Source organism: Deltaproteobacteria bacterium, from assembly GCA_016874775.1.
GTDB lineage: Bacteria > Desulfobacterota > Binatia > Bin18 > Bin18 > VGTJ01.
The window spans coordinates 17,098-31,700 of the sequence record VGTJ01000053.1; the positions used below are offsets into that span (position 1 = coordinate 17,098).

The window sequence follows — 14,603 nt, forward strand, 5'->3', positions numbered from 1 at the left end:
GAAACTGCTCACGCACCAGCGTAGTTACAAAATCTCAACTAACTGAATCTCAAACGAGAGGTCTTTTCCTGCCAGTTCATGGTTGCCATCAAGAGTGATGTCAGTTGCAGATACCGCCGTCACCACGACCACCGCCGACGCACCATCTTGCTGACGAATCTGATAGCGGTGACCGACTTCAGGCGTGACATGTGAGGGCAGCGAGTCTCGTCCTACGGTAAACATCAACTCATTATTCCGTAGCCCGTATGCGTCGACAGCAGGAATAAGGACGGTTTTGGCCTCTCCAGGTTGCATGCCGACAACGGCACGATCAAATCCAGCGATCAGCTGCCCGGAACCGATAGTGAACTGTAACGATTCACCTCCCACCGATGAGTCAAAGACAGTACCGTCAGTCAACTTGCCGGCGTAGTGCACGCGAACGTTGTCACCATCTTTTGCTTGAGCCATTGGCATTCTCCTTTTAGGGCCAGTACATCGTCTTCGCTTGTTTCGTCAGTTCAGCCTGAAAATCAGGATGCGCGATACTGATCAGCGCCTCGGCGCGTTGTCGCTGGCTCTTGCCTTGCAAATTGACGATACCGAATTCGGTCACGACATAATCCATATACTGTCTCGGCGTCGTGATCGTACTGCCAGGCTCAAGCATTGGCACAATACGCGACAGTTGCCCTTTCTTTGCCGTCGACGGCAACACCATGATCGAGCGACCCCCTTTTGAGTACATCGCCCCCATCATAAAAGTCATTTGCCCACCGACGCCAGAATACATGTTAGGACCGAGTCCTTCAGCGGCAGCTTGCCCCGTCAAATCAATCGCCAGGGTGCTATTCACAGCCACCTGTGAGTGCTGAGCGGCAATCGTGAGCAGCGAGTTGGTATATGTCACACTGTACAGTTCAAAGGCCGGATTGTTATCGACGAACTTGAGGTCCGCTGCACCGACAATCATGGCAGCAACCGCTTTGCCCTTGTGCATCGACTTATACTTACCATTGGCAACGCCACGCTTGACTAACTCGACATGCGTCACCGTCATAATCTCAGAGTGAATGCCGAGGTCATTTTTGTCCATCAGGAAATAACCAATGGACTCGGAAATTGCCCCGATTCCCATTTGCACGGTGTCTCCATCACGAATGAGCGTGGAGGCGAATTCACCAATCACTTCGAGGGTGCCGCGTTCTTCATCCGGCGGAGGAGGAGTACCAAGAGGAAACGCTTTGGATTCTTCAACCAAGTAGTCGATCTCAGAGACGTGAATCCAGTTATCACCATGAGTGCGGACGAAAGTCGGGTCGACTTCAGCAACAAAGGTCTTGGCCGTCTTCGCGACATCTTTGTTGTACCACAGCGCATTACCGAAGCTGCAGTAGCCTTTTTCGTCCGGCGGAGACACCACGCCAAAGAAGATGTCCGGCTCCCAGGTATTGGTACGTCCTTCCTCAAGTTGTTTGGGGTACTGCGGGTAATCAAGCGTAATGAAATCGACATGGCGACTATTCATGCCGGGACGACAGCCGACACCCACGTAGTCAACAACACGATTGAAGGACTGATCGTATTGCGGCTCGTTCCAGAATGGATGGCTATAAAGGGGATAGCACTGAATGACAGTCACATCCTGTAATTCACCGTTTCGTTTCGCTAGAGCTTCAAGAATGGGAATAGGTGGTCGACCAATATGAAAGCGGACCAGTTGACCGGATTGGACCAGTTTCGCTGCCGCATCAGCGCTGATGATTTTGTCTTTGCATGTGTGTTGCCAAGGGGTCATACACGCTCCTTCACTATCCAACCAAACTATGTCCACCGTCCACGAACAATGCCGAACCTGTCATAAACGTGTTGGCGTCTGAGCACAGAAACAGGATGGCAGGCTTCATTTCCTTTGCATCCCCCACTCGTCCCATTGGAATCTTTTCCATCACACTCTGTCCACCTTTAGTCTGCCAGAATTCGTGATTCATGGGCGTATCGAAGTAGCCCGGACAGAGCGCGTTCACCCGGATGTTGTGTCGCGCCCATTCGAGAGCAAGGGTTCGAGTGAACGACACCAGTGCGGCTTTTGTCGCAGCATAGGCAGCCATGTAGCGCGCCACGATGGTGGAAAACACTGACGATACATTGATAATGTTCCCTTGCTTTCGTTTGATCATCTCTGCCCCAACATGTTTCGCACATAGCACAGGGCCCTTGAGGTTGAGGTTCATGAAGCGGTCCCATTCTTCTTCTTTGAGGTCATGAATAGGAGTTGTGCCGCCAATCCCAGCGTTGTTAATCAAAATATCGATCTTGCCAAACTCGCTCATCACTTTCTGTACCATTACGGTAATGTCCGCCTCTTTCGTGACATCGGCGGCAATTGCCAGTATCTTTCGACCAGTTGCGGCACGTACCTCCGCAGCGGCTTTGTCGAGATCGGCTTGGGTACGCGCCACCAATACAAGGTCAGCCCCAGCTTCAGCCAACGCATAGGCCATCTGCTCACCGAGTCCTTTACTGCCGCCGGTGATTATTGCGGTCTTTCCGCTCAGATCAAAATATGACGAGGCCATGTATTATCCCTTCGCAAATTAAAAATGAAAAGTGAGAAGACAGAGAGCACGTAACAATGGTGAGAAGAAAAGTTCCCTTTTTCAATTTTACATTTTTAATTTTGAATTTTTCATTACTGCTTAGCAGCCCAGTTGTCTGGCAATCACCATCCGTTGCACTTCACTGGTCCCTTCACCAATGGTGAGAATCTTTGAATCGAGATAGAAGCGCGACACTGGAAACTCACGGGTATAACCGTAACCACCATGAATCTGCACCGCTTCTTCTGCCGCTTTCACCGCAATCTCAGAGGCGGCAAGTTTCGCCATTGCGGCCTCTGTCGCAAACGGCCGTCCCTGGTCACGCAACCACGCGGCACGATAAATCATCAACCTCGCCATCTCAGCTTGTGTGGCCATATCAGCAAGTTTGAATTGAATGGCTTGATGCGACGCGAGGGGCTTGCCGAATGTTTTTCGCTCCATGGCATACTTGAGGGACATCTCCAAACATCCCTGCGCTAGTGAGAGCCCTAACGTGGCAACAGAAATGCGACCACACTCAAGTGTTTTGAGGAAGGCTCGGAATCCTGCGCCTTCTTGGCCGAGGAGGTTTTCGCGCGGAACACGGACGTTATCGAAGATCTGTTCGCGGGTATCGACACCATGCCAGCCGATTTTCTTATAGCGGCGCCCAACGGTGTAGCCCGGCGTGCCATTCGGAATAATGATGGAACAATACTGCCGTTTGCCGCTCGCATCTGTCCCCGACGTCGTCAGTGCAACAAGACCATAGCTGATCGGCGTACCAGCATTCGAGATGAAACACTTGGTGCCGTTGATCACCCATTCGTCACCGTCGAGTCGAGCTGTGGTCTGAATGTTGGAAGCGTCTGACCCTGCTTGCGACTCCGTCAGTCCGAACGCCCCGAGCCGCTCTCCTCGTGCGAGTGGTGCTAACCATCTGTGTTTCTGCTCTTCAGAACCAAAGTGGAGAAACGGTAACGAACCAATGGTGAGGTGTGCCTGCAGTGTTGTCGCGATCGACTGGTCGACTTTGCCAAGTTCTTCCAGAGCCGCAACCATCGCCATCGTACCGGCATTGGTGCCGCCGTACTCTTCAGGAATCAGCAATCCCATCAGATTGAGGTCAGCCATCTTCCGATACACGTCGACTGGAAAGTACTCGGCATCAAACCACTCGTCAGCATAGGGCGCGATCTCTTTGCGTGCGAAGTCACGACAAAGATCTTTCAGCATGAGTTGTTCAGCGGTTAGTTCAAAATCCATGAGTCCTCACAATCTGCAAATCCCAGCGGCATCTTTCCGCTGGCCTCCCTGCTTGTCAAGGTTACAGGTGACCAGGGACAGTCACCGCATGAAAAACCGCTCGCTCTGAGCGTGTCGAAGGGTGGTTCGTGTTTTGCCGTCTCTCTACTCTGCGCGGGTAGCAAGTGCGGTTTTGTCATGCTGAGCACAGCGAAGCATCTCTCCCCCGCTCCCGCTGAGAGATTCTTCACTCCGCGGTGCTCCGGTCAGAATGACACTCGCCGTCGCCGCGGAGCAAAAAGCGCAATTCGTGCCCGCGCAGTATATTTCAAGGAAGCTCCTTATACCTCCCTCGTCTGCACTGTCCCCTGTACCCCGTCCCCAGTAACCTGTACTTTGCTGATCGCTTGACAACAAAGGAGGAGGCCATGGCCCGCAAAATTCAATTTGGTCTGTTTCAACCACAAGTTGGTCAATCGTTCTCGATCCTGAAAGAGCGCGCGTTAGCGGCAGAAGAGTACGGTTTTCATTCGATCTGGCTGCCAGATCACATGTGGACTCGCGGCGTGCCACAGCTTGATTACCTCGAAAGCTGGACTGTCCTTGCTGGTCTCGCCACCGCAACCACCAAAATTCGGCTCGGTGGTCTCGTGTTCTGCAACTCGTACCGCAATCCCGCGTTCTTCGCAAAAATGGCAGCCACACTCGACAACATGAGTAACGGGCGTGTCGAACTCGGCCTCGGTGCCGGTTGGATGGACGAAGAGTACAAAGCGTATGGTTACGAATTCCCTTCTGGTGGGGTGCGTGCGAACCAACTGCGCGAGGGAGTCGAGATCATCAAGAAAATGTTGACCGAAGAGAAACCGTCGTACGCTGGCAAATACTACTCGATTACCGAAGCGTACAACAATCCCAAGCCGGTGCAAAAACCACATCCACCTATCACGATTGGTGCCGTGGCTGAGCAAAAGATGCTGAAGCTCGTTGCCGAACATGCAGATGGCTGGAACTGCCCAGCAGCAGCCTCGCATCGGCTGGAAAAGAAATGGCAGGTCATCGTTGACTATTGCCAAAAACTCGGTCGCAATCCTGATGAGATCCAAATTTCCGAGCAGGTCGTTGGTGTGCTCGGCAAAGACAAGACCGATTTCGAGCGCAAATGGCCAGTTGCCAAGCAGACCTGGGGTCGCCTGGGCGATATGGATAAAGGGGCATTACGTGGAGATCCCGCTGGATTTATTGAAGGCGTGAAAGAAAAGAACCGCAAAGGTGTCACGCTATTCACAATGGTATTGAGCGATGTCGCCCAGGATGACTTCCTGGCCACATTGAAGTTGTTTTCCCAAGAAGTCATGCCCGCGTTCCGGTAAAAGTGAAACCATTCGGGGCGTTGTGAACAACGCCCCAACACACGCCACGAAGTCCATCTGTTTTCTCTTCTCGTCCCCGCAAAAGACACCCCCTTTTCTCACCTTAAGCAATATCAGCCGAGACCGATACTTGTCCTACATAGGGACTAGACACCCAGTCGAAACTACGGGGTGAGAGGAGATGTTCCATGCCAGTGACAGAACAGTCAGAAAGAGCGGAGAGATCGGATACTTTTGTTTATCAGGGGCTCGTCCCTGACGAGAACCCCCTTCCTCTAGAACAAAACGCCAATGGGATAGCGGAAGAGCCTCACTCCACGGAGGCGTCAGCGACACAAACACCCGACGGAACAGAAACCGAGCAGGTCAGCACCGCACCGGAGGTGACAGCACCAACAGCCGTGCCTGTAGACACGCTCCCGCCTCCGCAACAGCGGTCGTCTTCATCTGGAAATGCCAAGAAAGTGAAGATTGGAGAGTTACTCATCCAAGAAGGAGTTGTCACTCCAGAGCAAATCGAGCAGGCACTCGCGGCACAGAAAACTCGCCATCCAGCTCCGCCGCTGGGCGAGATCTGTATCGAACTCGGCTTCTTCTCTCCAGCGACACTGAATAAAATCTTAAGTAAGCATCACGAGCGAATTCCGTTAGGTGAGATGCTCGTCCATCTGGGTCTCGTCACCCAAGAGCAAATCACTGCCGCGCTGGAGATTCAAAAAACGAGCAAGAAGAAACTCGGAACGATTCTCGTCGAACAGGGTCATCTCACGACCAATGCGCTCGTCGGTGTCCTCTACAAACAATCACAGATCGCCAAGCAGCACCAGGAAAAACGGCAAAGCCTGGCATCAATGTCACGCGTCAGCCCCCAAGAGATGTCGGCAGCCCTCGCCGCCGCACGCGAGCAACAATAGCCGCTGGGGACGGTGTTGTTGGAACGCTTCCGCTTGAGTAAGGACGAGGCCGGACAAGCGCTCAGCATGCACTACAAGTGCCCCTTCGCTGAGTTCAACGAAACCGTTGTCATCTCTCCCAGTTTGTTACGCGGGATTAGTACGAAATATCTCCGAACGCACTTCTGGGTACCCTTACGCGCCGGTGATCGATGGGTGGAAATTCTGATCGATGACCCACAATCGTTCTCCAAAATTCAGGACATCAAACGAACGTTCCCTGGCAAGGAAATCCGTTGCGTCGTCGGATTCCGCGAGGACATTACCAAGTACATTAACAAATACATTAGCGATCGTGCCGGAAAGAGGGTCTCTCGATCAGCAACGACACCGACAACTGAAGCGTCGCCGCCTCTTACGCCGGATTCTCATCTTGCACCGCCCAGTTTTTGGCAGGGTAAAGGGGATCTCACTCCCCGTGATGAGCCCCTTGGTGCCGTGCTCGATGAGGTCAAGGAAGAAGGGCTCGACGAAAACGACGGCACGGTCGTACGCCTGGTCAACCAGCTGGTCACCGATGCCGTCAAGATGGGTATCTCGGACATTCATATTGAGCCCTATGGTCCGAAAAAAGATATCATCGTCCGGTTTCGTATGGATGGCGCGTGCTTTGAGCACATGCGAGTCCCGGCCGAATACGCTCGGCCGCTCGTATCGCGCATCAAAGTGCTCTGTCGACTCGACATTGCTGAACGTCGCAAGCCACAGGATGGGAAGTTCAAGTTCCGCTCGGCGGATCGCGAAGTTGAGTTGCGCGTCGCGACGATCCCGACCTCTGCTGGAGACGAAGATGCGGTTCTCCGCATCCTCGCATCAAATGAACCGCTGCCGTTGAATAAACTCAATTTGACCCAACGTAATCAGCAAGAACTGACCCGGGTGTTAGAACAACCCCACGGTATGATTCTCTGTGTCGGTCCCACAGGATCAGGAAAAACCACCACCCTGCACGCCTGTCTGGGTCATATCAACGTGCCGGGCCGCAAAATCTGGACGGCAGAAGACCCGGTGGAAATCACGCAATCCGGTCTGCGGCAGGTCCAAGTGCACCCGAAGATCGGACTGACCTTCGCCTCTGCTATGCGTTCATTCTTACGCGCAGATCCAGACGTCATCATGGTCGGTGAAATTCGTGACCAAGAGACCGCCGAAACCGCAGTGGAAGCCTCGCTCACTGGACATCTAGTCCTCAGCACTCTCCACACCAATAGTGCGCCAGAAACCATCACCCGCTTGCTAGACATGGGCGTCGATCCCTTTAGTTTTGCCGATGCACTACAAGGCGTAATCGCACAACGTTTAGCGCGGACGATCTGTGTCAACTGTAAAGAGCGCTATCGCCCGAACAAAGAGGAATACGATGCACTCGCGTTCAACTACGGCGAAGAAGCCTTCGCGCAGTTAGGCGTAAATTTTGACGATCGGTTTATCTTGTACCACGGTAAAGGTTGTGAAACCTGTCGCGGTACTGGCTATAAAGGTCGTGTCGGTATCCATGAGCTGCTTGTCGTCACCGACGAAATTCGCACCCTGATACATAGTCATGGTAAGGTCATGGATATCCGTAAAGTCGCTCAGTCACCAGGAATGACGTTGTTGATTCAAGACGGCATCTTGAAAGTGTTGCAAGGCTTGACTGACTACTCGCAGGTCAAAGCTGTGGCGATGCACTAGACCTCATCCCCTAACCCTTCTCCTGTCAAGGCGAAGGGTTAGGGGATGAGGTTCACAACAACCGGGTGAAATCCGTTATATGTGTCGTTTGCTCGATTGCTTGCACTGCCGTCTGTACCTGGCTGACTTTGTTGGCGCTCCACACTGCCCCAGTAAGCCCACGATACTTCTCGATCAATTCGTCCCATGACAATGGGTTCTCTGGATCACCTTTGGGGAACCGTACGTGAGCAAAGACTTCCCGCCCATCTGTGAGTTTCGCTCGCGCCCACGCCGGCCATTCGCGTGGATAGTTCTTCTCTAACTCCGGGTCACGTGTATAGCCGACTTTTGCCATCACCTCCTGGACGAGGGGATCGGTCAGCATCGGGGGCGAAAACTCCTCAAGTCCAGCGCGGCGTTTGATCAATGCCACGGCAATGCCAAAGGGAAGGCTAAACTGCGCATCGACGATACCAAGAGGTTGGCGTTTGCGTTCGGCGGGTTCGCAGATAACCGGAATACCCGTCTCTAGCATACCAATTGTGATCTTCTCTATCTCTCCAGGCTGTACGTTATGCTCTTTGACCAATTGTAGTGTGGCATCAATCGGTGCTTGTGTGTACCGGCAGCACGAATGTGGTTTCACTGCCGTCTGCAAAATCTGAAAATCCTCACCTAAACCAGTGGTTATTTTTCCTGGATCAGCTTGTGACGTATACGCTTTAAGGAAACCATCTTTCCCCTCAATGATGGTTGTTGGTCCAATGAAACCTTCACGCGCTAATAACGCAGCGTGGATCCCGCTAAAGGCAGACCACCCTGGATGCAGCCTTTTCGTCCACGCACCATCGGTCAAGAACTCCATCGATCCCGACGCCTGACTGCCAGCAATGCCAAATGCGGACACAAGTTGCGCTTCACTCAATCTCAGGAGTTTCGCCGTAGCGACTGCCGCGCCAAAGGTGCCGCAGGTCGCCGTCGGATGGAATCCACGAGAATAATGCTCCTTTGGTCGTAGCGCCATAGCCAAACGTGCAGCCACTTCAAAGCCAGTGGCAGCCGCGGCAATGAACTCCTTCCCGCCGGCGCCAACCTGCTCGGCAACAGCCAGTGCCGAGGAAAAGACAGATACTCCGAGATGGATCGATCCACCTTGATGGGCGTCATCCAGTTCCACACTATGCGCTGAATTACCATTGGCTAAGGCTGCGTAGGCGTAGGCCGCCTTCTCCTTGCGCCCCAGGACCGTCGCGGTTCCTCCTCCACTCAGCTCACTGATCAAGCGGTACACCGGTTCGCTGGAATCACTCAGCGAGCCTCGGACAGCAACCCCAAGATAGTCAAGAAAGAAATACTTCGCACGATCGATCACCTCAGCCGGGAGGTTCTCATAGCGCAAGTTGTGACAAAACGAAGCAAGATGGCGAGTTAATGGGATTTCCATTTTGGTTCTCCATGAAAAGATAATACCCGTGATACGTACTGCGGGTTACGTAGAAAAGCAGTTGCACTCTTCTGTCCCGTCACGCAACACGAACCACGCACCACGTTCCGTATCACAGCTTCGGAATGACTTTCTCGCCAAAGCGACGAATCGCCTCGAGGGTTTGCTGATGCGACGGGCCACCGGGCTGACGGAAGCGAATGATCACATAGTCAGGCTGTATCGCTTCTTTCCACATCTGCAATTGTTGTAGACAGTCTTCTGGTGAACCGACAATCAAGCGTTCTTTTGCACATTGCTTGAACGAGAGATCCTCTGGTCGCTTCACGTCCTTCAGGTGCTCATCTGGCACATACGCGCCGTACTGAAAGTAGAAGCGATGGGTATACATCGTCGGCCCGCTTTGCGCCTCAGCCTCTTTCAAGCTGTCTGCAACCACCGCATCACGCATTAAGCAGATATAGGGCTTCCGTCCCACTTTCTGACACGCCGCACGGTACCGATTTGTGTAATCTTTAATCACAGGCAGAGACTGAACTGGATCGGCAATCCACCCATCCGCCATCTTGGCCGCGCGACGCAAGCCTGGAGGTGTCCAGGATGCCATCCAAATCGGCGGACCAGGCTGCTGATACGGCGTGGGTGTGATCAACGTGTCTTGGTAGCGAAAATGCTTTCCCTCATAGGCGAACCGCTTGCCAGTCCAGGCCTTGCGCATCACCTCCATCGCTTCCTCAGTCCGGGTCGCGCGTTCGGCCACTGGCACCTCAAAGGCATCAAAGTCATGCGGCTGATAGCCAACGCCGACGCTTAGCACTAATCGCCCTTTGGTCGCCAGATCGATGACAGCACAGTCTTCCGCAACATGGACCGGATGGTGCAGTGGCAACAACAACACACACGTACCAACCTTGATTCGCTGCGTTTTCATTCCCACTAGGCCAGCAACTAACAACGGGTTAGGAAGATAGCCATCTTCCTGTTGATGATGCTCAGTAATGAAACAGCCATCCCAACCGCTCGCTTCGACGGCTTGGGCTTCGGCAACAATCTCATCAAGTACCCGCGCCATATTGGCGCCTGACGGCGGATCCTGCGTACACGGTAAATACCCAATCGGCAGCATGTTATGGTCTCCCTTCTCCGGGTCCTGCAAACGGTGGCTTGATTTCTGTGACAGCGAGAAATTTCCAGGCGCCCGTATCTTTCCGTAGCACGTAGGAAGCGCGCAGTTTTTCCAGGACAGATTGATCTTTTTTATAACGGGTGACATCAGCAACGATGAGCGCAGTGGTCTGCGTGAAGGGCCAGGTCTGCAGCTTATCTGTTACCGAACGTCCCCATTCGCGTTTGTGCAGATCTGCCATGATGCGTTGGTAGGCACGTTCATGATCTGCTTCCGTCGCTGTCACAATCATGCCTTGGTCGCCTAAAAGGAAAGCGTGCGGATGCGCATAGCAACGCACAAAAGCAGCTTGATCCTCAGCATTGAAGCCCGCGATATAGCCGTTATAAAAGCTCTGAATCTCAGCCATGAGCGGCTTCGCCTCAGCCGCACTCTCCTGTGCAGCAGCTAATCCGCCAAACGGGGCTCTGACTTCCGTAAGAGTCAGAATTTTCCACGCCCCCTTATCCTTACGAACGGTATAGCAATATCGTCCGCTCTCTAAGACCGACTTATCCTTTTTATAGCGAGAAATATCTGCAACCAGGAACGCCAGGTTGTCAGCAATCGGCCAGGCGTGGAGGTGCGTGACGCCAGTATGGTCCCACCCTCGACTCTGAATCGAGGTTATCACTTCTTGATAGAAACGTTGCTGGCCTGACTCTTTGGTATTGAGTATCAAGCCATGTTCATCACTCACTATGCCATTGGGATAGCAAAACGAACGCAGGTACATGTCGGTATCTTCACGATTGAAGCCGTCGATGAAGGCGCGGTAGAACGACTCCACTTCACTTGCCAGTGTTGCAGCATCAGCCATAGTGGCCTCCTTCTCTCAGAAAAAACAAGGGTACCGTTTCACAACGGCACCCTTGTATACCACCTGCGAACCCGTCTTTGCAGTGGGGCAAACCAATTCTCAGTTCTCTGTGAGGAGAAAAGACGGAATTAATGCACGGCAAATCCACTATGGAATCGATATTGTTCAGGTTGAAAGCCAAGCACGATGTTCTCAGCTGGAATTCCCCGTCTCACGAGTTCCTGAGCAACTTCTGCATCAGTACTATCATGTTGCAGCCATACTTTATCTGCTTTGATATCGATATGAATGACACATCCATGCACCCGACGCTTTCCTTGCCATCCCACGGCAACTAGCTGATAGCGGTCCTGTACTTCATCAAAGATTGTTTCCATCTCGACTCGCCCACCTACAGGTGGTTGCTGAGCATACTCTTGTAGGAGTTGTTTCACGACTGTTCGATACTCACTTACTCCAGCCATTGTTTGATCACCTCCTGTTCTTTATCGAATACCAAGAGCTTCAACTGATTCGCTTTCGTCGCTAATTCTCCGAACTCAGTCGCAAAGAGATTGTCATACACATATTCAGCAATAGCCAGGTAAAGAATGCGGTCAGGTTCGTTTTGCTTCAACACACGGTGAACGCGATTGGACCCTTGTAAAAAGAAAGGGTTAGGCTAGAGAGGGCGGGCTAGAGGTCTGGGAAAGGTGTAAAGGGTCGTGAGTAATAACCCACCCATCCTTAAGAAGCGCGTTTCTTACAGTATTATGAGAGATGTCTTTCGCAGGCATACTCGCCTACACCTCGCTTCGGCACGTCGATCTCGTACATCGAGCCGACTTTTTTGACGTGCTCCCTTCCGTACTCCGCTGTGTTGAACAAACGTTAGCGTGGCTTTGGTTTTGGGGCAAGGAAGAGGGATGTTCGTCTGGGAGGGGCGACCCCACGTGGCCGCCCACAGGAAGGCAACCACATAGGGTTGGCCCTACTATATGAGACCAAACCGAGAGCTCTGTCTGCTTTCCCTTGACAGCACTCGCCACGCTCATTTATGGATCACATAGGGGAACTGCAGTGCGGCACCTCGCACGCACCATCAAAGGAGGCAGCTCATGTCACACGATTTGATTATCCGTAACGGCACGGTTGTCGACGGCACCGGAAAGCCAGGGTATCGCGCTGATATTGCCGTCAACAATGGCAAGATCACCGAGATCGGGACAACCCGTGAACATGCGACCCAGACGATCAATGCCGATGGGCTGGTTGTCGCTCCAGGCTTCATCGATCCGCATACGCACTATGATGCACAAATTGATTGGGATGGTCTCATCACCGGCTCCTCCTGGCATGGAGTGACAAGCATCGTCATGGGCAACTGTGGAGTCGGTATCGCGCCGTGTCGCCCGGAGCAACGAGAAGCACTGGCCTGGGACCTGGTAAACGTGGAAGGGATGTCTTTTGACGTGCTGTCCAAAGGCGTGCGTTGGCAATGGGAGAGTTTTCCCCAGTACATGGCGGCAAAACGCCAGGGGCTCGGCATTAACTTCGGCTTTCTTATGCCGCTAACCCCTTTCCGTTCCTACATCATGGGCGAGGCAGCCCAGGAACGCGCGGCCACCGCCGAGGAAACACACAAGATTGCTACGCTCTTACGACAAGGGATGGAAGCCGGTGCACTCGGGTTCTCAACCACCGTCGCCACTCAACATGTCGGGTTTCGCGGTCGACCACTCGCCTGCCGCTTAGCCAGTCGCGACGAATTGCGTACCTACGCGCATATCTTACGCGATCTTGGCTATGGGGCCATTGAGGTGAATCTGGGGGGCGCTGGGTCATCGATTCTGCCAGCCGGGTCAGACGAACTGATCGATTTCCTGCTCGCCGAAAGTCAACGTCCTGTCACCTGGTTGTCGGTGCAAACTCGCAGTGATCAACCAACCGCGCATCTCGAACTGTTAGAGCGTACAACCGGCTTGATCAAACGCGGCGCCATTCCACAAGCGAGTTGCCAGCCAACCGAAATACAGTTCAACCTGCATAATCCTTTTATCTTGGGACCATTTGAGGTTTGCCATAAACTCTTCAATCTGCCAGTTGCCGAACAGGTCAAGATCTACGCTGATACCAACTTCCGCAGCGCGTTTCGCGAAGCGTACACACGACTGCCCAAGGTCTTCAGCGGGCAATGGCAGATTATCGAGGTGTGTAGAGTAAAAAAGCCTGCGCATCAGGCGTGGGTCGGACAGACGATCGCCACCTTGAGTACACAGCAGAACAAGGAGCCCCTTGATACCTTCTTCGATCTCGCTATCGCCGATGAGTTAGGTACGGAGTTCGCATTGCCAATGCTGAATTCTGATCCGACGTTGTTGAAAGATGTCATCACCGATCCCCGCGTGATGCTGGGTCTCTCCGACGGCGGAGCGCATGTCGATATGCTGTGCAACACTGGCTACCCAACCTATCTGTTAGGCACCTGGGTACGCGAACGGAAAGTCATCACCTTAGAGCGTGCCGTGCAACGGCTCACCTCAGAACCTGCGCGTTTCTTTGCCTTGACCGACCGAGGAGAAATCGCAGCCGGAAAAGCCGCAGACTTTGCCATTTTTGATCCACAGACAGTCGCGGCTGGCGACAAGGAACTGTTGTACGACTTACCAGGGAAAGAACGGCGGTTCGTGCAACAAGCGCGAGGAATGCATTGGGTCATTGTCAACGGCACAGTTGTCTATGCCGATGGACGACATTCGGGAATATTGCCTGGGGAAGTGTTGCGGTCGAGGTAAGGGCTGCGCGCAAAGGTCGACCACCTTTGCGTCGGTTCCGCTTTCGCGTATCTTCTCCGTCAATGTCACGCAAACGCATCGCTATCGTGCAGTCGAACTACATTCCGTGGAAAGGTTACTTCGATCTGATCCACAGAGTCGACGAGTTCGTCCTGTATGATGATGCGCAGTACACCCGGCGTGACTGGCGTAACCGTAACCGCATCAAGACAGCGAACGGCTGTCTGTGGCTGACGATCCCGGTCCAGGTGAAAGGACGCTATTATCAGAAAATCAAAGAAACAGAAGTGAGTGACCAGCAGTGGCGTGAGCAGCACTGGAAGTCGATCCAGGCGTGTTACGCTCGTGCGCCCTATTTCCCTATGTATAAGGACTGGCTCGCTGACCTATACCTTGGGAATAGCGCGACCCTCCTCAGCGAAGTCAATTACCAGTTTCTGACCGCGTTTTGCGCCACCCTTGGTATTACCACGCCGCTGACCTGGTCCAGTCAATATGAATTAGGCATGGGCAAGAATTAAGTTACCGATTAAGAGCGAGGAAGAAGCGTATAGTTCCAATCGCCATGAAACTTACCGGGTTTGATATTGAGCGCTTGAAACTCATCGT

At 53.0% G+C, this 14,603-nt stretch carries 14 protein-coding genes; 5 read left to right on the top strand and 9 right to left on the bottom strand.

Going from position 1 to position 14,603, the window contains the following annotated elements; genetic code table 11:
* Positions 1–24: 24 nt before the first annotated feature.
* From FJ147_11180 to FJ147_11195, 4 genes are all read right to left on the bottom strand, one after another.
* Complete coding sequence (locus FJ147_11180) at positions 25–453, bottom strand: peptidylprolyl isomerase (GenBank protein ID MBM4256441.1); 429 nt, start codon at positions 451–453, stop codon at positions 25–27.
* Between the two features lie 13 nt (positions 454–466).
* Positions 467–1,780, bottom strand: coding sequence for an acetyl-CoA hydrolase/transferase family protein (locus tag FJ147_11185; protein MBM4256442.1), 1,314 nt, complete (start codon positions 1,778–1,780; stop codon positions 467–469).
* A 13-nt stretch (positions 1,781–1,793) separates the two neighbouring features.
* Positions 1,794–2,561: a glucose 1-dehydrogenase gene (locus FJ147_11190; GenBank protein MBM4256443.1), complete on the bottom strand. Its 768-nt coding sequence runs from the start codon at positions 2,559–2,561 to the stop codon at positions 1,794–1,796.
* A 120-nt stretch (positions 2,562–2,681) separates the two neighbouring features.
* Entirely contained in the window at positions 2,682–3,830 is a 1,149-nt protein-coding gene (locus FJ147_11195; protein ID MBM4256444.1) for an acyl-CoA dehydrogenase, read from the bottom strand.
* A 407-nt stretch (positions 3,831–4,237) separates the two neighbouring features.
* On the opposite strand from FJ147_11195, the gene FJ147_11200 reads away from it, so the two are divergent.
* From FJ147_11200 to FJ147_11210, 3 genes are all read left to right on the top strand, one after another.
* On the top strand, positions 4,238–5,182 hold the full coding sequence (locus FJ147_11200) for a TIGR03560 family F420-dependent LLM class oxidoreductase (protein MBM4256445.1): 945 nt from the start codon (positions 4,238–4,240) through the stop codon (positions 5,180–5,182).
* A gap of 188 nt (positions 5,183–5,370) precedes the next feature.
* Positions 5,371–6,096 carry a hypothetical protein gene (locus FJ147_11205; protein MBM4256446.1) on the top strand — a complete coding sequence of 242 codons (726 nt, stop codon included), beginning with the start codon at positions 5,371–5,373 and terminating at the stop codon, positions 6,094–6,096.
* Positions 6,097–6,129: 33 nt separating this feature from the next.
* Positions 6,130–7,809 (top strand): type II/IV secretion system protein, encoded by a 1,680-nt coding sequence (locus FJ147_11210; GenBank protein ID MBM4256447.1) that lies wholly within the window; start codon positions 6,130–6,132, stop codon positions 7,807–7,809.
* 52 nt (positions 7,810–7,861) lie between these two features.
* On the opposite strand, the gene FJ147_11215 is transcribed toward FJ147_11210, so the two are convergent.
* From FJ147_11215 to FJ147_11235, 5 genes are all read right to left on the bottom strand, one after another.
* Positions 7,862–9,235 (bottom strand): MmgE/PrpD family protein, encoded by a 1,374-nt coding sequence (locus FJ147_11215; protein ID MBM4256448.1) that lies wholly within the window; start codon positions 9,233–9,235, stop codon positions 7,862–7,864.
* Positions 9,236–9,347: 112 nt separating this feature from the next.
* On the bottom strand, positions 9,348–10,508 hold the full coding sequence (locus FJ147_11220; GenBank protein MBM4256449.1) for an LLM class flavin-dependent oxidoreductase: 1,161 nt from the start codon (positions 10,506–10,508) through the stop codon (positions 9,348–9,350).
* 840 nt (positions 10,509–11,348) lie between these two features.
* A complete protein-coding gene (locus tag FJ147_11225; protein ID MBM4256450.1) occupies positions 11,349–11,684 on the bottom strand; it encodes a XisI protein in 336 nt (111 codons plus the stop codon).
* On the bottom strand, positions 11,672–11,839 hold the full coding sequence (locus tag FJ147_11230; GenBank protein ID MBM4256451.1) for a XisH protein: 168 nt from the start codon (positions 11,837–11,839) through the stop codon (positions 11,672–11,674). Before FJ147_11230 ends, FJ147_11225 begins: the two co-directional genes overlap by 13 nt.
* 37 nt (positions 11,840–11,876) lie before the next feature.
* Complete coding sequence (locus FJ147_11235; GenBank protein MBM4256452.1) at positions 11,877–11,996, bottom strand: hypothetical protein; 120 nt, start codon at positions 11,994–11,996, stop codon at positions 11,877–11,879.
* Between the two features lie 321 nt (positions 11,997–12,317).
* On the opposite strand from FJ147_11235, the gene FJ147_11240 reads away from it, so the two are divergent.
* Both FJ147_11240 and FJ147_11245 read left to right on the top strand, forming a co-directional pair.
* The gene (locus FJ147_11240; protein MBM4256453.1) at positions 12,318–13,994 is read left to right on the top strand and encodes an amidohydrolase family protein; all 1,677 of its coding nucleotides are present in this window, start codon (positions 12,318–12,320) and stop codon (positions 13,992–13,994) included.
* A gap of 62 nt (positions 13,995–14,056) precedes the next feature.
* On the top strand, positions 14,057–14,515 hold the full coding sequence (locus FJ147_11245; GenBank protein ID MBM4256454.1) for a WbqC family protein: 459 nt from the start codon (positions 14,057–14,059) through the stop codon (positions 14,513–14,515).
* The last annotated feature ends 88 nt before the right edge of the window (positions 14,516–14,603 follow it).